This is a genomic window from Ruegeria sp. B11 (assembly GCF_056539785.1).
In genome coordinates this window covers 406,788-422,664 of the sequence record NZ_JBQFVO010000001.1, presented here as the reverse complement: position 1 = coordinate 422,664, position 15,877 = coordinate 406,788, and the positions used below count along the sequence as shown (strand labels likewise).

19 protein-coding genes and 1 other RNA gene are annotated in these 15,877 nt (G+C 55.1%); 14 read left to right on the top strand and 6 right to left on the bottom strand.

Annotated features, from left to right (window positions below):
- On the bottom strand, positions 1 to 792 hold the full coding sequence (locus ACR0I1_RS02120; RefSeq protein WP_170562820.1) for a DUF2182 domain-containing protein: 792 nt from the start codon (positions 790 to 792) through the stop codon (positions 1 to 3).
- Positions 793 to 881: 89 nt separating this feature from the next.
- Between ACR0I1_RS02120 and ACR0I1_RS02115 the strand changes: the two genes are divergently transcribed.
- The 9 genes from ACR0I1_RS02115 to ACR0I1_RS02075 all read left to right on the top strand — a co-directional run bounded on the left by ACR0I1_RS02115 (position 882) and on the right by ACR0I1_RS02075 (position 7,870).
- Positions 882 to 1,613: a FadR/GntR family transcriptional regulator gene (locus tag ACR0I1_RS02115; RefSeq protein ID WP_170732135.1), complete on the top strand. Its 732-nt coding sequence runs from the start codon at positions 882 to 884 to the stop codon at positions 1,611 to 1,613.
- A gap of 116 nt (positions 1,614 to 1,729) precedes the next feature.
- Positions 1,730 to 3,130, top strand: a complete 1,401-nt coding sequence (locus ACR0I1_RS02110) for a selenium-binding protein SBP56-related protein (RefSeq protein WP_170393145.1) — start codon at positions 1,730 to 1,732, stop codon at positions 3,128 to 3,130.
- Between the two features lie 13 nt (positions 3,131 to 3,143).
- Positions 3,144 to 3,794: a hypothetical protein gene (locus tag ACR0I1_RS02105; protein WP_170421484.1), complete on the top strand. Its 651-nt coding sequence runs from the start codon at positions 3,144 to 3,146 to the stop codon at positions 3,792 to 3,794.
- A gap of 63 nt (positions 3,795 to 3,857) precedes the next feature.
- Complete coding sequence (locus tag ACR0I1_RS02100; protein WP_170625938.1) at positions 3,858 to 4,220, top strand: DUF4345 family protein; 363 nt, start codon at positions 3,858 to 3,860, stop codon at positions 4,218 to 4,220.
- 36 nt (positions 4,221 to 4,256) lie between these two features.
- Positions 4,257 to 4,603: a transfer-messenger RNA gene (gene ssrA, locus ACR0I1_RS02095) on the top strand.
- Between the two features lie 99 nt (positions 4,604 to 4,702).
- The gene (locus tag ACR0I1_RS02090; RefSeq protein WP_480704756.1) at positions 4,703 to 5,134 is read left to right on the top strand and encodes an ester cyclase; all 432 of its coding nucleotides are present in this window, start codon (positions 4,703 to 4,705) and stop codon (positions 5,132 to 5,134) included.
- 129 nt (positions 5,135 to 5,263) lie between these two features.
- Positions 5,264 to 6,079: a chromate resistance protein ChrB domain-containing protein gene (locus ACR0I1_RS02085; protein ID WP_480704754.1), complete on the top strand. Its 816-nt coding sequence runs from the start codon at positions 5,264 to 5,266 to the stop codon at positions 6,077 to 6,079.
- Complete coding sequence (gene chrA / locus ACR0I1_RS02080) at positions 6,076 to 7,326, top strand: chromate efflux transporter (RefSeq protein WP_480704752.1); 1,251 nt, start codon at positions 6,076 to 6,078, stop codon at positions 7,324 to 7,326. Before ACR0I1_RS02085 ends, chrA begins: the two co-directional genes overlap by 4 nt.
- A 76-nt stretch (positions 7,327 to 7,402) precedes the next feature.
- A complete protein-coding gene (locus tag ACR0I1_RS02075) occupies positions 7,403 to 7,870 on the top strand; it encodes an SspB family protein (protein WP_170393151.1) in 468 nt (155 codons plus the stop codon).
- A 26-nt stretch (positions 7,871 to 7,896) separates the two neighbouring features.
- Here ACR0I1_RS02075 and ACR0I1_RS02070 read toward each other — a convergent pair whose 3' ends face one another.
- On the bottom strand, positions 7,897 to 8,460 hold the full coding sequence (locus tag ACR0I1_RS02070) for a hypothetical protein (protein WP_170421470.1): 564 nt from the start codon (positions 8,458 to 8,460) through the stop codon (positions 7,897 to 7,899).
- 207 nt (positions 8,461 to 8,667) lie between these two features.
- On the opposite strand from ACR0I1_RS02070, the gene fumC reads away from it, so the two are divergent.
- Genes fumC through ACR0I1_RS02050 form a run of 4 tightly spaced genes read left to right on the top strand, consistent with a single transcriptional unit; the run spans position 8,668 to position 11,118 of the window.
- A complete protein-coding gene (fumC, locus tag ACR0I1_RS02065; RefSeq protein ID WP_480704750.1) occupies positions 8,668 to 10,062 on the top strand; it encodes a class II fumarate hydratase in 1,395 nt (464 codons plus the stop codon).
- Positions 10,062 to 10,238, top strand: a complete 177-nt coding sequence (locus ACR0I1_RS02060) for a DUF4169 family protein (protein WP_170393154.1) — start codon at positions 10,062 to 10,064, stop codon at positions 10,236 to 10,238. Before fumC ends, ACR0I1_RS02060 begins: the two co-directional genes overlap by 1 nt.
- Positions 10,235 to 10,456 (top strand): ribbon-helix-helix domain-containing protein, encoded by a 222-nt coding sequence (locus ACR0I1_RS02055; RefSeq protein ID WP_170405591.1) that lies wholly within the window; start codon positions 10,235 to 10,237, stop codon positions 10,454 to 10,456. The genes ACR0I1_RS02060 and ACR0I1_RS02055 overlap by 4 nt, the downstream gene beginning before the upstream one ends.
- Positions 10,457 to 10,515: 59 nt before the next feature.
- Positions 10,516 to 11,118: a DNA-3-methyladenine glycosylase I gene (locus ACR0I1_RS02050; protein WP_480704748.1), complete on the top strand. Its 603-nt coding sequence runs from the start codon at positions 10,516 to 10,518 to the stop codon at positions 11,116 to 11,118.
- 12 nt (positions 11,119 to 11,130) lie between these two features.
- Here ACR0I1_RS02050 and ACR0I1_RS02045 read toward each other — a convergent pair whose 3' ends face one another.
- From ACR0I1_RS02045 to ACR0I1_RS02030, 4 genes are all read right to left on the bottom strand, one after another.
- The gene (locus ACR0I1_RS02045; RefSeq protein WP_480704746.1) at positions 11,131 to 12,012 is read right to left on the bottom strand and encodes a fructose bisphosphate aldolase; all 882 of its coding nucleotides are present in this window, start codon (positions 12,010 to 12,012) and stop codon (positions 11,131 to 11,133) included.
- Positions 12,013 to 12,084: 72 nt separating this feature from the next.
- Positions 12,085 to 13,434 carry a cytochrome P450 gene (locus ACR0I1_RS02040; protein ID WP_480704744.1) on the bottom strand — a complete coding sequence of 450 codons (1,350 nt, stop codon included), beginning with the start codon at positions 13,432 to 13,434 and terminating at the stop codon, positions 12,085 to 12,087.
- The gene (locus ACR0I1_RS02035; RefSeq protein WP_480704742.1) at positions 13,431 to 14,645 is read right to left on the bottom strand and encodes a hypothetical protein; all 1,215 of its coding nucleotides are present in this window, start codon (positions 14,643 to 14,645) and stop codon (positions 13,431 to 13,433) included. The genes ACR0I1_RS02040 and ACR0I1_RS02035 overlap by 4 nt, the downstream gene beginning before the upstream one ends.
- An 87-nt stretch (positions 14,646 to 14,732) precedes the next feature.
- Complete coding sequence (locus tag ACR0I1_RS02030; RefSeq protein WP_170393160.1) at positions 14,733 to 15,485, bottom strand: cytochrome c biogenesis CcdA family protein; 753 nt, start codon at positions 15,483 to 15,485, stop codon at positions 14,733 to 14,735.
- Between the two features lie 105 nt (positions 15,486 to 15,590).
- On the opposite strand from ACR0I1_RS02030, the gene ACR0I1_RS02025 reads away from it, so the two are divergent.
- Complete coding sequence (locus ACR0I1_RS02025; RefSeq protein ID WP_480613598.1) at positions 15,591 to 15,824, top strand: sulfurtransferase TusA family protein; 234 nt, start codon at positions 15,591 to 15,593, stop codon at positions 15,822 to 15,824.
- The last annotated feature ends 53 nt before the right edge of the window (positions 15,825 to 15,877 follow it).

Genomic DNA, 15,877 nt, shown 5'->3' with positions numbered 1-15,877 from the left:
TTATCCTCCGTAAACAATGTGATGAGCGAGCAGTGCAAAACCACCCGCAATCAAGACGAATCCCATAGGACGGGTCACGGCGTGCCCGATCTGGGGAAGTTTTTCCAATACCATGAACAGGGTCGCCAGCCCCATCCAGAGCAGGCTCATGACGCCGCCGACAAAGCCCAACGCCATGAAGCCCCAGCAGCAACCGACACAGAACGCACCCAGTCCAACGCCCATGCGTACACCGCCGCCGAATCCGGTTTTCCAGTGGCCCAGAAAATACGTCATCGGTGCATGGCAAACACCGTGGCAGACTTCTTTCGCCCGAGAAAACTGAAAGGCACCCACGGCGATCAACAGGCCGGCGGCCAGATATGGCGATTTAGCGATTCCCAACATATCAACCGCGCCGCCAAACAGCAGCGCCAATTGCAGGCCAGTGATCAGCGCAGCGAAGCCCACCCAAACTATGAAGTATCCGGATAGAACGCCCAGCCACCCTGCCCGCGTACCGTTCGCGCTGCGGATCAGATCATCATAACTGCGCAACGTGGGCACCAAAGTCGGCAGCATCATGGCCGCCATCATGATCGCCCACATCCAGAAAAGTGGGCCGAACTCGGCCATGGGCATATACATGTCCATACGCGGATCCATGGCCGCCATCGCCTGACCCATCGGTCCAGGTCGACCGATCCAGTCCACGTCCATATCGCGGCTCATCGAGACCATCATCCACCACGACCAAAGGATCGTGATGTAGAAGCCCAACCAAAGCGCGCTGCGGAAAATTGAGCGACTCACTTGCTCCTCCCGACTCAACTCTCTTGCTTTTCAAATGTCAGACTTTTAAATGTCAGACAAATAAAAATTACGCATCGCCGAAAACAACCATGAAAATCGACCCTCAGAGTACTGCAGATCTATCCGCTCAAATTGCTCAGGCGATCCGGGACGCAATTATCTCGGGTCGGCTGATCGTAGATGAGCGTCTGCCCTCAGAATCTGAGTTGGCCGATCAGTTCAAAGTATCACGGCCTACGGTTCGCGAAGCACTGAAACGCCTGGCAGCGCAGTCCCTTATCCGCACGCAACGCGGGGCATCGGGTGGTGCGTTTGTGAACCGACTGAGTTTTGAGGACGCCTATTCCCAACAAGTCACAACCTCGACACTGCTGCTGTCGATGAACGCAGTCAGTTTCGACACCGCATGCGAAGCGCGTTATGCGCTCGAACGTGCATGCGCTGCTTTGTCGGCACAACGTCGTACCGCGGATCAACTCGCCACCATGCGGGCCGAGATTTTTCGTCAGGCGCAACCAGGTCTCACAGATGAGGCTTTCTGCGCGTCCGACGTCGCCTTTCATCGCGCGCTTGTGGATGGCGCGGGCAACCCCGTTCTGTCCTACCAATTGGCCGGTGCGGTCGAGGCTATGCAACCTCTGATGAACATGATTACGTTCACGGCTCGATCCCGCGAAGAGATCATCGCCCTCCACAGTGACATCACAGACGCACTGGAAGCGCGTGATGCCGGCCCGGTCGATGCGGCATTGATCAAACTTGAGGCCTATACACGGCAACTGGCGCAGGACGTGGCCGAAAGACGACGCAAACCCGCCTGACCACAGGCAAAAAGGAACGAAGGACGGCGAGGTGCCCGAGCAGGCAGCATGACATCCGGCGTTAAGACCGGAACTTCCAACATGTATTGAAGATCAATGACTTACGGGAGGACGTTATGAACCAAAGACCGGACCCAACCTTTTACCCATCAGCCAAACTGGCGATGGAGGGCCCCACTGAAACGCTTGCATTCACGTTGATGCTAAGCCCTGATTTTTCCCAACCAGACGGTTTGGCCGTCGTGAACGTGGATCCGACTTCGGATGATTACGGAAAAATTGTCCATCAAGTGATCATGCCAGAGAAAGGCGATGAGTTTCACCATTTTGGGTGGAACGCTTGTTCCTCTGCGCTGTCACCGCTTAGTGGCCATGCGTTTCTGGAACGCCGCTACCTCATTGTTCCTGGCATACGATCAAGCCGGATCTACATTATCGACGTCAAGAACCCGCTTGAGGCCAAGATACACAAGATCATCGAACCCGAAGAAGTTTTTGCAAAAACTGGATATTCCCGCCCGCACACGATCCATTGCGGACCGGAGGGGATCTACGTGAGCACGCTTGGAGGCGGTGGCGAAGACGGCACGGACGGTCCTCCGGGCATTTTCATCATGGATTGCGAGAGCTTCGAGATCATCGGGCGCTACGAGATCGAGCGAGGTATCCAAGACAAACACTACGATTTCTGGTGGAACCTGCCACGCGACTATATGGTCAGTTCGGAATGGGGGCTGCCTCCGCAATTCGAAAACGGCATCGTGGCCGAGGATCTGCTTTCGAACAAATACGGGCACAGCATCCATTTCTGGAACCTGCGCAGCCGGACCAATATTCAGACCATCGATCTGGGTGAAAATCACCAGATGGCCCTGGAAATCCGGCCCGCTCACGATCCGGTCAAACAATATGGGTTCTGTGGTGTGGTGGTTGACACGACCAACCTGCAGGGCGCGATCTTTACTTGGTGGCGTAATGATGATGGCACCTTCGAGGCCAAGAAGACCATCACGATCGATCCGCAGCCCGCTGATCCAGATGACTTGCCTGAATTGCTGAAAGGCTTCTCTGCCGTTCCGCCACTGGTCACGGATATCGACCTCAGCCTGGACGATAAATACCTTTATGTGGCCTGTTGGGGTACGGGTGAGATGCATCAATACGATGTCTCTGATCCGATGAACCCGACCCTTGCGGGCAAAGTCGAGATCGGGGGGATCGTCAAGAAAACAAAACATCCCAACGGGCAAGACTTTGGTTACGGGCCGCAGATGGTTGAAATCAGCCGCGACGGAAAGCGGGTATATTGGACCAATTCGCTTTATTCCACTTGGGATGATCAGTTCTATCCCGGTGAACGCGGGGCTGCGATGGTCAAGGCGGATGTTGGCGAAAACGGAGGCCTGACATTGGATCCGAAGTTCTGGGTCGACTTCCCCGACGGATATCGGGCCCACCAAATCCGGCTTGAGGGTGGAGACTGTTCTACCGATAGTTTCTGCTACCCATCGGTCTGAGTTGGAGACTCTGATGACATCAACGGCTGGTCTCTGGCTGGCCGTTGTGCTTAGCGGCGCTTATCATGGCCTGAATCCCGGAATGGGCTGGCCGCTTGCGGTATCTTCGGCGCTGATGGAACAACGGCCATCAGCTTTGTGGCGCGCATTGACCGCCCTGGCTGGTGGTCATTTCGTCGCCATGCTGGGGGTCCTACTGCCATTTGCTATGATGGCAGTTCTGGTTGAATATCAACGCGAAATTCGTATCGGTGCTGCGCTGATTGTGATCACAATGGGTGTTTACATCGCCATAACACGCCGGCATCCCCGGATGTTGTCGCGCGTACCGCCAAGCAAATTGGCACTTTGGTCGTTCCTCGTTGCGCTGGCACACGGCGCGGCGTTGATGTTGGTTCCGATTTATCTTGGATTGTGTGGATCAGACGAGTTGGAAACGGGCCAGATCGCAGTCTCTCAGATCATGGCGAGCAATGGCCTGCTCGTACTGACGGTCGCTGCACTTCACACAGCCGCCATGATCCTTGGCGGGGGCATTCTGGCCTTCGCCGTCTATCGCTGGCTGGGCCTTCAATTTCTGTCACGCAGTTGGTTCAATCTGGAACTTGTCTGGGCTCTCAGCCTGATCGCGGTCGGAGTTATAGGCTTGTGGTCAGCGATTTAGATGCTTTTCTTTACATAGTGCTGCGCTAGACTCTGCGGGCAGAGCAAAAAGGGAAAAAAGTCCATGATCACAGCCCTTAACGTGATTGCCGCCTTGCTGACCATCGGCTTTGGTTTGTTCGGATTTCTGGCCCCGGCCTACACAGCCAACGCGCTGGACCTAGCCCCCACCAAAAGCACCATGGGACTTAGTGAGATGCGAGCCTCGGTTGGCGGGTTGTTCGTGGTGACAGGTGCCGTGGTTCTCTGGCTCAACACACCGATGGCATATGCCATGCTGGGCGTTGTTTATGCAGGGGCGGCGTTGGGCCGGTTTGTGTCTTTGGCGCTGGATAATCCCCCGTTCGTCAAGGCGCTGACTTTTGGTGGAATCGAGCTTGTTCTGGCCCTTTGGCTTATTCTCGCCAACTTGAACAGAGCTGCTTAACTTATTGAATTTGATACAAGTCAACCTTAGCATTCCGGGTTTGCATCCGACCACGTCCTAACCTATATATGAGGGGTCCTTCGGGACTATGGACATAAACGCGCTCGTAATAAGCGGATCGGACCCGGGGGCGGTACCCGGCGGCTCCACCAACATCCTTCGTTTGAGGATCATGGGGCCGAAATAGGATCGACGAACGTCTAAAGGGGTTAGCTTTGTCTCGGCTGTCTGCCACCGTTACCGGCGAAACTAGTACAATTGCAAACGACAATCGTGCTCCGGTTGCAGTTGCTGCGTAAGCAGTAGCAAGACCGAAACTTAAGCCCTTGCGCCTAGCCGCGTAAGGCGGGGTTCGCAGGTACCTGGCAACAGAAACCTGCATTTTACCGATTATGTCTGCTCCATGCCCATAACTCACCTGGGATTCAGGGTTTATTCACTTCTCTGCTTCATCTTCCTGAACAAGCGACAGGAGGGCTGAGATGACGAATTCTGACAGGCTTAGGGCGTGGTATTCAGAGGTCTGGGAACAAGGCAATACCGATGCAATCGATCAGTTTTTTGCCCCGGATACGATGGCCGAAGGGTTGATACCCGAAATGCAGGTTGGCGCGGACGACTTTCGCGATCTGGTCATGGCGTTTCGTCATGTTCTGGGCGAGATCACAGTCGAACTGCCGAAGATCATCGAAAATGGTGATTGGGTCTCGGGTATTCTGCATGTCCGCACTTTCCGGGCCGATAACGGTGCCCCGCTTGAAGTTACCGGACAAGTCATGGCGCGCTTCAAAGGGGACAAAATGGTCGAGGCCTATAATCAGTTTGATTTCATTTCGCTTTTCGAACAACTGGGCCAGTTCCCCCAAGATACCTTGCCGGTTTGCATGACCGGGCAAAGGTTGGACTGGGCCTGATAAACTTGACCGCAAGCTTGACCCATCCCGCATTTGCGCGCTAGCAGAGGATCAAGGGGTAAGCTTGCGAACACCCCGTGAGGCGGCAGCCCAAGTTCGCATGTATCCAAAGCAATAAGGAAACATGCAATGGCTGCCCCCAATGCAATTACACCCCGACAACTCTTGCGCCTGATCGGTACGCCTCAGGCTCCTATCCTGTTTGATGTGCGCACAGATGGGGATTTCGACGATGATCCCTCCCTCATACCCGGCGCATTCCGAATGCCATATCAAAATGTTGATGGCATAAGAAATCATACCGGCGATCATTCTTGCGTAGTAATTTGCCAGAAAGGCAAAAAGCTGAGTCAGGGCGTTGTTTCATGGCTGCAGGCTGAAGGGGTGGTGGCAGAATTTCTGGAAGGTGGAATGTTCGCCTGGCGCGCTATGCCGGGCGCAATGGTCGTGCCTGTGCCTGCCCTTCCTGCAGTTGCAAAAGGCAACACGGTCTGGATGACGCGGCATCGCCCCAAGATTGATCGCATCGCGTGCCCCTGGCTGATCCGCAGGTTTGTCGACAGGCGCGCTCGGTTCCTGTTTGTAGCACCGGATGAAATTCAGGGGGTTGCCGAGCACTTCGGTGCCACACCCTTTGATGTTGAAGGAACTGATTGGAGCCATCGCGGCGACAATTGCACCTTTGATACGATGCTGGATGACTTCAAGCTTCGATCTGAGCCTCTGGACCGCATGGCGACGATCATACGTGCCGCCGATACAAACAGGCACGATCTGGCGCCTGAGGCCGCCGGGTTGCTGGCCCTTTCAGTCGGCTTGTCACGCCAGTATCGGGATGACCAGCAGCAATTGCAGGCTGGATTGCACATCTATGATGCACTCTATCGCTGGGCGCGCGATGGCTCTAGCGAGACGCATGACTGGCCCGCGGGTCACGGCAGATGACCCCTTCATATCACGAGTTGATCAGGGTGTTTGGGCGCATCGGGCTGCTGTCCTTCGGCGGCCCCGCCGCCCAGATCTCGCTGATGCATCAGGAGCTGGTTGAAAGGCGCCCCTGGCTGGACGAACAGACCTATCTGCGCGCGCTTTCCTTATGCATGCTGTTGCCGGGTCCCGAGGCCATGCAGCTTGCCACTTATGCAGGATGGCGGCTGCGCGGAGTGGCCGGTGGGTTAATCGCAGGAAGTTTGTTTGTACTACCGGGTGCTCTGGTGATCGCGCTGCTGGTTTTGCTTTATGCGGCCTATGGTACATTGCCTTTGGTTCAAGCCGGATTCTTGGGCATCAAGGCCACGGTGATCATCATCGTCCTGCAAGCATTACGGAACCTATCGAAGAAAGCGCTTACAGACGTCGAGCACCGGGTTATCGCAGGCCTCGCCTTTTTGGGGATCTTTGTCTTCAACCTGCCCTTCCCGCTAATCATCCTGTGCGCTGCCGTTTGGGGATTCGTGACTTCGAAAGACGACAAGCCCGTTGCCGTTCAAGCCAGCCCAACACTTGCCAATCCTGTTCGCACAGCGGTTTTCTGGCTTATCCTTTGGCTGGGGCCGTTGTTTGTGCTGTCTTTGAGCGGTCAGGAACTGCTCAGCGATCTGGGCTGGTTCTTTGCCCGCCTTGCGGTTGTAACTTTTGGCGGTGCCTATGCGGTGCTGGCCTATATGACCCAGACCGTGGTCGAAACCTACCAATGGATCAGCACGGACCAGATGATCGACGCGCTAGGTCTGGCCGAAACCACGCCTGGGCCACTGATTCTGGTGACTCAGTTTGTGGCCATGCTTAGCGGTCAGATTGCCGGAGGCGCCTCGCTGGCGTTGGCGGCGGGCATTGTCGCTTTATGGGCGACGTTTGTACCGTGTTTTCTGTGGATTTTTCTTGCAGCCCCGCATCTGGACAGAATCGCCGAGCGTCCGCGTCTTGGGGCCGCGATGCACGGAATCACAGCTGCGGTCGTCGGAGTGATTCTCAACCTCTCCGTGTGGTTCGGGCTAAACGTCTTGTTCACCTCAATTCCGGGGTGGCATTGGGGACCAGTTTCTCTCCCCCTACCCGACCCTTCGTCGCTTGAATTCAGCGCACTTGTGCTGACCGTTCTGGCTGGCCTGTTGATTTTTCGTATGAAATCCGGTTTAGCAACCACACTTGGTATCATGGTTCTGGCCGGACTAGGCATGCAGATTTTGTAATCAATACAGCCCAGCACAGCCTTTCGTTTCCGTCCGAATGAACTATGCTGGGATTAACCACTTTCGAGGATCAACCATGTCGCAAGACATCGACTACGGGAATCTGATGCACACGGCCATGCGAGGCCTGATCAAGACCGTCCTGACCGACGTGTCCGAAACCGGCCTGCCCGGTTCGCATCATTTCTTTATCACTTTTGATACACGGCATGAGGGCGTTGAGTTGGCTGATTGGCTGCGTGAGCGCTATCCAGGCGAGATGACGATTGTCATGCAGCACTGGTTCGAAAACCTCGAAGTCGGTGACGATGGCTTTTCGATTACGCTGAATTTCGGGGATGCGCCGGAACCGCTTTACATCCCCTATCTGGCGATCAAGACCTTCGTGGATCCTTCGGTTGAGTTTGGCTTGCGCTTTGAAAGCCCGGAAGACGAGGACGAAGAGATCCATGTGACGGAAGAGGCCCCGATTGAGCTTGAGGCCGAAGAGGCAGAACCGCAGCATGATGCGGACGTGGTCTCGCTGGACAGCTTCCGGAAATGACCAGAAAACCCCGCTTGATGCGGGGTTTATTCTTTTTGAAGGAATGTCTCGACCGAGCGCGACTTAACCCCATCGCGAAACCGGGAAAATGACAGGTCGAGCCCACCATCAGCTAGTGTCCGGTCAAATTGCTGAAGCTCATAGCCACCGTTTTCGGCTATGAACAACGAAAACACCGTCAGAGTATCTCCTTCGATCCGCCCCCAAACAAAGGGTTCCCCTTTCATCGGGTCAAGCGGCACCTCGTGGCCAAACACATTACGCTTCATGGCCGCAGAATAAACATCGGGCCGATCCGAGCTTTGAAAATCAACCGAGTATTTCTCATCCTTGATGCGACCGTCGGCTTTGTAAGTCGTGGTGGTCCAACTCACGTTGAAGCCCCCTTTAATTTCCTGAATCGAAACGCTCATATCCCGAGGGGTCGCCGTACCATCCGCATCAACAACGTCGGCCGAACCGGTATAGTCGCCCACGAACGGCTCGATTCCCGTCGCCTGAGCGTGTTGCACAAATACTGCCAGCCAAAAACTCGCGGCAAACAATAACGCAAGCGTATACAAAGGGCTTTTGAGAAGTGACACGCGCATGGTTGCCTCCGTCAGGGTTATTGTCCCATCTTAACTTTAGCCCGCCGACGTACAATGGCACTGTTTTCGCTAACAGAAATTATTTGTAGCTGTGCCGCGTCTATACCTTTGCGCGGCCCAAGTTTAAGGTGCGCTCAACTGGCCGATTGCGCCACAGCCTTGCTGCGGGTAAACGGCATACGACTGCATACCAGACCGGAGCGACCGATGTCTCAAACCCGCACTGAATCCGACAGCTTTGGCCCGCTTGAGGTGCCTGCCGATAAGTACTGGGGCGCGCAAACGCAGCGTTCGATCATGAACTTCCCCATCGGCTGGGAAAAGCAGCCCGTCGCCATCGTGCGCGCGTTGGGTGTGATCAAAAAGGCCTGTGCAATTGAAAACAAAGCCATCGGCAAGCTGGACGCCAAGATCGCCGACGCGATCATACAAGCGGCCGGTGAAGTGTTCGAAGGCAAGTTTGACGACAACTTTCCTCTGGTCGTATGGCAAACCGGCTCGGGCACGCAATCCAATATGAACTCGAACGAGGTCATTGCGAACCGCGCGATTGAGATTATGGGTGGCGAGATTGGCTCGAAAGATCCCGTTCACCCGAATGATCACTGCAATATGGGTCAATCCTCGAACGATACTTTCCCCACCGCGATGCACATCGCCACAGCGATGAGTGTGCGAGATGTGTTGATGCCCGGGCTTGAGAAGTTCGCCTCGGCGCTGGAAGCCAAGGCAAAAGAGTTTGCCGGTATCATCAAGATCGGCCGCACCCATACGCAGGATGCCACGCCGTTGACGTTGGAACAGGAATTCGGCGGGTATGCGCACCAAATCCGTCAGGGTATTGCGCGCGTAGAAGCTGCAATGCCCGGTATCTATGAACTGGCTCAAGGCGGTACTGCTGTGGGTACCGGTTTGAACACGCATGGCGGCTGGGATGAGGCTGTCGCCAAGAATATGGCCGATATCACCGGCCTGCCCTTTGTGACCGCGCCGAACAAATTCGAAGCGCTGGCCGCACATGATGCCATGGTCTTCCTGTCGGGCGCGTTGGCCACGATCGCCGGTTCCTGCTACAAAATTGCCAACGATATCCGTCTGTTGGGTTCGGGGCCCCGCTCAGGATTGGGTGAGCTTATTCTGCCCGAAAACGAGCCCGGTTCGTCCATCATGCCAGGCAAGGTGAACCCGACACAGGCCGAGGCGCTGACTCAGGTGGCCGCACATGTGATGGGCAACGACGCAGCAATGAAGTTTGCAGGCTCGCAGGGCCATTTCCAGTTGAACGTCTACAACCCGATGATGTCCTATAATCTGCTGCAGTCGATCCAGCTGCTCGGCGATGCAGCCGACAGCTTTACCGAGCGGATGCTGTTGGGCATCAAAGCCAACGAGCCACGCATCGACAAGCTGATGAAGGAATCCCTGATGCTGGTGACTGCTCTGGCACCGACAATCGGGTATGACAACGCCACGACCGTCGCCAAAACAGCGCACAAGAACGGCACAACACTTAAGGAAGAAGCGATTGCGTTGGGCTTTGTGGATGAGGCGACGTTTGATGCGGTTGTGCGGCCCGAGCATATGATTGGACCCAAGGGCTGATGGGTAAACCGGTTAACCTGAACCGGTTTCGAAAAGAAAAAGCGCGGGCTGAAAAAAAGGCCCGCGCGGATGCAAACGCTGCGAAACACGGGCAATCCAAAGCCGACAGGACCGTTGTAAAGCTGCAGCAAGACCGGCAGCGCCGGGACCTTGACGGTCACAAGGTCGACGAATGAGTGGACGTCCTGTCAAACGCTCCCTGACCTTGCAAGGTCATCGAACATCCGTTTCGCTTGAGGATGAGTTCTGGCAAGCCTTTCGTGACATCGCGCGGAAAAAAGATATCCCAATCAATGTCCTGGCGGCAAATATTGATGCAGAGCGAGACCCGGAAACCGGACTGGCTTCGGCCATTCGTGTCTTCATTCTGAATTGGTATCGTCAAACCGATTGAGTGCTTGATTTCAAACAATCGCGTCGCTTATCCTCGCGGAGAACAAAAAGGGTACATTCATGAACGATTTGGCAACGGGCCCAGATGGAAAACCTCGGTGTTCGTGGTGCAACGCCGCCCCCGAATTCTTTGACTATCATGATAACGAATGGGGATATCCGGTTTCCGATGACAGACGACTGTTTGAGAAACTCTGCCTCGAGAGCTTTCAGTCAGGCTTGAGTTGGCGCACCATTCTGTCAAAACGCGAGAACTTCAGGGCAGCGTTTAGAAATTTTGATTTCAACAAGATAGCAGAATTTTCTGATGCAGATATCAATCGACTTCTGGACGATAAAGGCATCGTGCGACACCGCGGCAAGATTGAAGCCGTGATCAACAACGCCCGCCGCGTGCAGGACCTAATCGCTGACGAGGGATCATTGGCCGCTTATGTCTGGAGGTACGAGCCTACGGCGCCACCCGCCCCGCAAAGCGCTTCCACATCGACAGAATCCATTGCGATGTCGAAAGATCTGAAGGAACGCGGTTGGAAATTCGTAGGCCCCACCACGATCTTTGCCTTTATGCAGGCCATGGGGTTGATCAATGATCACGCCAACGGATGTGGCTTGCGCGAAAAAGCGGCGCAATTGCGCCGCGATTTCATCAAGCCCGAATAGATTACCCCACTATCAGACCGAGGCGCGGAAGATATTGTCGATATTCCCGCCGAGCGCTGCGTTAAATTCTGCGTCAGATTGCTGTTTGGACAGCCCTTCGGTCAGTGCGCGCGAAAACGACGCGATCATCTTGCTGTTTTGGCCAAGCAGGTCGCAGGCCTGCTCGGTCGAGTATCCGCCGGACAGCGCCACAACACGCAGGACGCGCGGGTGATCCGCTACCTCATCATAAAGGTTGGCCTGGCTGGGTATGGTCAGCTTCAGCATCACTTCCTGACCCTCGGCCAATTGATCCAGGTTCTTCAGGATTTCTGAATTCAGAATATCCTCAGCTTCGGCCTTGGTTTCCGAGTGGATGTTTACCTCAGGCTCGACAATTGGGACCATTCCCGCATCAGTGACCACGCGTGCGACCTGGAACTGCTGCGCGACAACGTCGGCAATGCCCTGAGCATTTGCTTCGTGGATAACTGAGCGTTCCTTGGTGCCAAAAACACCATCCGCCTTGGCCAACGTCTCAGCCAGCCCCGGAATTGGCTTCATCATCTGAACACCGTTGGCCTGATCCTCAAGTCCTTTGTCGATTTTCAGGAACGGCACGATGCCTTTTTCGGACCAAAGGTAATCCGCAACCTTCTTGCCGTCGATTTCTTCACCCAAAGTCCGTTCGAACAGGATCGCGCCAATCACTTTATCCTTGGTGAAATCGTCAGCCAGAATGATCCGCGCGCGCATCTTCTGAATCTCGCCGAACATCTCTTCGTCTGATCCGTAATCCGATGCTTCAACACCATACAAAGCCAGCGCTTTGGGGGTTGAACCGCCGCTTTGGTCCAGTGCTGCGATAAATCCTGCGCCTTCGGACATCTGCGCGCGCTGTTCTGCTTTCGACATAACTCAATCCCGTTCAATATGATTCCGCATTTTCAATCCGCATACAGCATGCCGAAGAGCGATGGTAGTTTGTTAGCGCTCAACCAAGCGCAACCAAATTCCGTCTTTCGATCTGACGGTCAAATGCGCGACCGGTACCGGCGTTTCGTCTGGTATTGTTTCGAATCGGTAACGACGCAAGAGCATCGATAAGATCAAAGGACCTTCTACCATCGCGAACCCTGCGCCCGTGCAGACCCGGGGGCCAGCCGAAAAGGGAATATAGGCCTCGCGCTGGCATTTCTTTCCGTTTTCCGTCGTCCATCGCGTGGGGTCGAAATCGTCCGGCCGGTCCCAAAGCCTTTCGTGCCGATGCAAGTGCCAGGGGCTTACAACGATCTGAGAACCCTGCGAAATATCCCGATCACGGAAGCGTTCAGGACATGTCGCCTCGCGCACCATCATTGGAACTGGTGGATACAGGCGCAAAGCTTCACGAAACACATCGCGGCTAAGTTTCAATTGGGACATGGTAGAAAACTTGGGCATGTCCAGAGCTTTCGCTTCCTCAGCCAGCTTTTCCTGCCAGTCCGGATGCATCGCCATCAGGTAGAGCGTCCAAGCCAGTGCAGACGCGCTGGTTTCATGCCCCGCCAAAAAGAAGATGGCGACCTGATCGACCATTTCCTGCGCATCAAACCGGTCTCCGGTTTCCGGGTCTGTTGTCGTCATTATCTTGGTGGCCAGATCATCGGGGGCCGACCCGTTTTCGATTGCTATAGCGCGTTCATCCGTCAATCGGCTGATCAGATCCCGAATCTCGCTGGCGGTTTGGCGAGTTTTGCGAGAATGAAATCGGGGCGTCCAGCTTGGAACCGGAACGAATGCGGCCAGGTTCAGCAAGGGCTGTTCGCGCTGATAGATTCTAAATTTATCGAAGACCTGCGCGGCAACCTCATTTTCGATGGGAACCGAAAACAGGGTGCGGAAAATCACATCCGCCGCGACATGGCTTGTGATTTCTTCACATTCCACCTTCTGCCCAACCCTGCCAGAAAGCCGATCCGCACAAGCCTGCGCCGCATTTAACATTGCGGGAAACGTATCTTTCAAACGTCCGCCTTCAAAGGCGGGATCAATGATCCTGCGCTGCCGTTTCCAGACTTCGCCATTGGTCAGGAACACCGACCGACCCAACAAGGGGCTTAAGCCTTCGCTGATGCGATTTGATTTTGGAAACGCATCCGGGCGCTCTTTCAGAACTGCGCGGATCAGATTGGGTTGGTTGACCATATACGAGTGAAAGAACGGCGTTCGGAATTCAGCCATCCACGCTCGATATAGACGCTGGGGCTGAGCAGACAGCAAGTCTTGACGAAACAGACGCAGATACCGCCACAGCGAGACTTTATCCGGTCGTGCTTCGGGCTTTGGGGGCGTCATGCTTCCACCGCAATGTATTTCGAAACCGCCCGTTCAATGCGCGACCGAGATGGCGCGCGCCCTTCAAACCGCTGCTTCAATGTTTCAGGACCTGCGGTGATGCGGAAATAGTCATAAAGTCCAGGTTGATCGAACGCACAAAGATATTGAAAGTGCAGGCGAAAAAAGCGCCAACGCAATTGCTGCCATCGCGCGGGGGACAGTGTTTGGGTGAAGGCCGCAGAAAGAACCAGCGGCCCGCACTTTTTGGGGCCAGCGACGCCGCTGACCGCGACCGGATCGCACAACGCAAACGCGCAGCCATCCCCCGGTGCAGAGACATCGATCCAAGTCATATCCGCGCGTTCGGATAGATATTTAAGATCAGCGCGAAGCGAGTGTGCCTGCGGTAGAAACGAAACCATTGGCACCACCTGTCCCAAGGTCAGAAAGGATACGACTGGCTTATCCAGTACACCGCCCCGTCGTCGTAAAACATCTGCCAACACTGACACACCAAGATGGGCGCCAGAGCTGTGACCTACGACCAGCACCTCATCGGTGTCTGTGTCCAGCGTCTCGGTGATCAGGTCAGAAAACTCCCGCAGCCTCGATTGCAGATCTTGCGAATACGCGCCGTATAGCTTCGCCGAGTGGGCATAGTCATGCATAAGGTAATAAGCGAACAGACGATTATCGATCTTTCGGAACCATTGCATCAGAGCATAGATTGCTCCGGCAGCAGGTACCAAAGACCACCACCCAACGAGTGGTTTCAATACAGCGACTAAACCCCAAGCAATCAACAACGATGCCAAAAGCTGCAGCAGCAGCATTGCCACCGGGTATAGAGCCGCAATTACGGGCCCCTTGCGCAGCTGCATCAGCCGCCAAAGCGTACCGGTCGAGATATATATCCAGGCGGTTCTCGCCAGTTGCAGATAGGTTGCCGGGATCGATTGAGCCATGCTGTCACGCACGATATCGGACCAGACCAGAACCTGAACATCTGCATCAACAGGACTGCCGTCCTGCTGAGAAGTCACCTGCCAGCCGTAGGGACCTTCGCCCGCCCTAGCGCTAATATCGATCTGGTATCCCGATATCTCAGCCTGGGCGTGCCCCTCTTTGCGGTAGAGCTCTCGATATCGGCGCGGATGAATCGGGTCGTAGCCGGGAATGTAAAACACCCGGCGTTTGCGCACCTGCGGTTTGGATTGCTGACTGCTCATTACCCGGCCCTCTGCGCCAAAGATTAGCGCAGCGTTGACGCCAAGGTAAGACCTGGCGTCTATCCATCCGCGTTTAAAGCCAGAGGGTTAACCGAGGTTTGCCAAAGCCGGGAATGTTTCCAACAGCCACCAGCTGAATTCGGTGAACAAACCGGTGACAAGCATGATGCCAACAAACAGCAGCAGCCCGCCCATCACCTTCTCGATTGTGCCCATATGCGGTTTGATGCGGTTCATAACCGCCATCGAGCGGTTCAGGAACATCGCAGCCAGCAAGAATGGAATGCCCAAGCCTGCCGCATATACGCCAAGCAATACGGTGCCACGCGTGACTGATGCTTCGGAGGCGGCAAGCGACAAGATTGCACCTAATTGTGGGCCGATGCACGGCGTCCAACCGAAGGCGAAGGCCAGTCCCAGAATATATGCCCCGAACACAGATCCGCTGGAGTCACCCGTATCAACGCGTGCCTCACGATCCAACAAAGGAATACGGAACACGTTCAGAAAGTGCAGGCCAAAGACAATGACGACAGCACCCGAGAGTTTGGCGAAAAGCACTTGGTTCTGAAGGACAAACGCCCCAAAGACCGAGGCTGTGAAGCCTAGCAGCAGGAACACTGTCGATAGACCCAAAACAAAAAACAGTGCCGCCAGGGTCGCCTTGCGCCGCGCGCGCGCCTCATCCTGCATCTCGTTGATAGTTACACCGCTCATATACGCGAGGTACGGTGGCACAATCGGCAGCACGCAGGGAGACAGAAAACTTATCAACCCGCCCAGCATGGCGATAAACATGGCAGGCAGAAGGCCCGCGTCTATGATCTCAATTCCGAACATGACTCAGCACATAAGTTATCGCGCGGGTTTCGTCACGAGGCCATTCGGTCACATCCTCGTGGTTGCGCGCTGGACAGTATGGCTCGTTAGAAATATCTCAGCCCCATGACCAATGAGATTGAAACACTGGATGCGTTGGGATTGTTGTGCCCCCTGCCTGTTTTGAAGGCTCGGAAGCGCCTGAAATCCTTGCCTGCGGGGGGTATGCTGCGCGTGCTGGCCGATGATCCAGCCGCGATTATCGACGTACCGCATTTCTGCACCGAATCTGGCCACACACTTGTCTCGCAAGAAACAGTGGATGGTCATCAGATATATGTGATCCAAAAATCGGCCTGAGGTTTCTTTGGAACGCACGCTAATGAAAAAAGGCGGGCCAGTTGGCCCGCCTA

What these genes read in the sequence shown, in the direction of transcription:
- ACR0I1_RS02090 (WP_480704756.1), top strand. Translation starts at nt 4,703, where the DNA reads ATGACGAATTCTGACAGGCTTAGGGCGTGGTATTCAGAGGTCTGGGAA.
- chrA (WP_480704752.1), top strand. Translation starts at nt 6,076, where the DNA reads ATGACCCCTTCATATCACGAGTTGATCAGGGTGTTTGGGCGCATCGGG.
- ACR0I1_RS02060 (WP_170393154.1), top strand. Translation starts at nt 10,062, where the DNA reads ATGGGTAAACCGGTTAACCTGAACCGGTTTCGAAAAGAAAAAGCGCGG.
- ACR0I1_RS02035 (WP_480704742.1), bottom strand. Translation starts at nt 14,645, where the DNA reads ATGAGCAGTCAGCAATCCAAACCGCAGGTGCGCAAACGCCGGGTGTTT.
- ACR0I1_RS02070 (WP_170421470.1), bottom strand. Translation starts at nt 8,460, where the DNA reads ATGCGCGTGTCACTTCTCAAAAGCCCTTTGTATACGCTTGCGTTATTG.
- ACR0I1_RS02115 (WP_170732135.1), top strand. Translation starts at nt 882, where the DNA reads ATGAAAATCGACCCTCAGAGTACTGCAGATCTATCCGCTCAAATTGCT.
- ACR0I1_RS02025 (WP_480613598.1), top strand. Translation starts at nt 15,591, where the DNA reads ATGACCAATGAGATTGAAACACTGGATGCGTTGGGATTGTTGTGCCCC.
- fumC (WP_480704750.1), top strand. Translation starts at nt 8,668, where the DNA reads ATGTCTCAAACCCGCACTGAATCCGACAGCTTTGGCCCGCTTGAGGTG.
- ACR0I1_RS02055 (WP_170405591.1), top strand. Translation starts at nt 10,235, where the DNA reads ATGAGTGGACGTCCTGTCAAACGCTCCCTGACCTTGCAAGGTCATCGA.
- ACR0I1_RS02040 (WP_480704744.1), bottom strand. Translation starts at nt 13,434, where the DNA reads ATGACGCCCCCAAAGCCCGAAGCACGACCGGATAAAGTCTCGCTGTGG.
- ACR0I1_RS02030 (WP_170393160.1), bottom strand. Translation starts at nt 15,485, where the DNA reads ATGTTCGGAATTGAGATCATAGACGCGGGCCTTCTGCCTGCCATGTTT.
- ACR0I1_RS02050 (WP_480704748.1), top strand. Translation starts at nt 10,516, where the DNA reads ATGAACGATTTGGCAACGGGCCCAGATGGAAAACCTCGGTGTTCGTGG.
- ACR0I1_RS02085 (WP_480704754.1), top strand. Translation starts at nt 5,264, where the DNA reads ATGGCTGCCCCCAATGCAATTACACCCCGACAACTCTTGCGCCTGATC.
- ACR0I1_RS02105 (WP_170421484.1), top strand. Translation starts at nt 3,144, where the DNA reads ATGACATCAACGGCTGGTCTCTGGCTGGCCGTTGTGCTTAGCGGCGCT.
- ACR0I1_RS02045 (WP_480704746.1), bottom strand. Translation starts at nt 12,012, where the DNA reads ATGTCGAAAGCAGAACAGCGCGCGCAGATGTCCGAAGGCGCAGGATTT.
- ACR0I1_RS02100 (WP_170625938.1), top strand. Translation starts at nt 3,858, where the DNA reads ATGATCACAGCCCTTAACGTGATTGCCGCCTTGCTGACCATCGGCTTT.
- ACR0I1_RS02075 (WP_170393151.1), top strand. Translation starts at nt 7,403, where the DNA reads ATGTCGCAAGACATCGACTACGGGAATCTGATGCACACGGCCATGCGA.
- ACR0I1_RS02110 (WP_170393145.1), top strand. Translation starts at nt 1,730, where the DNA reads ATGAACCAAAGACCGGACCCAACCTTTTACCCATCAGCCAAACTGGCG.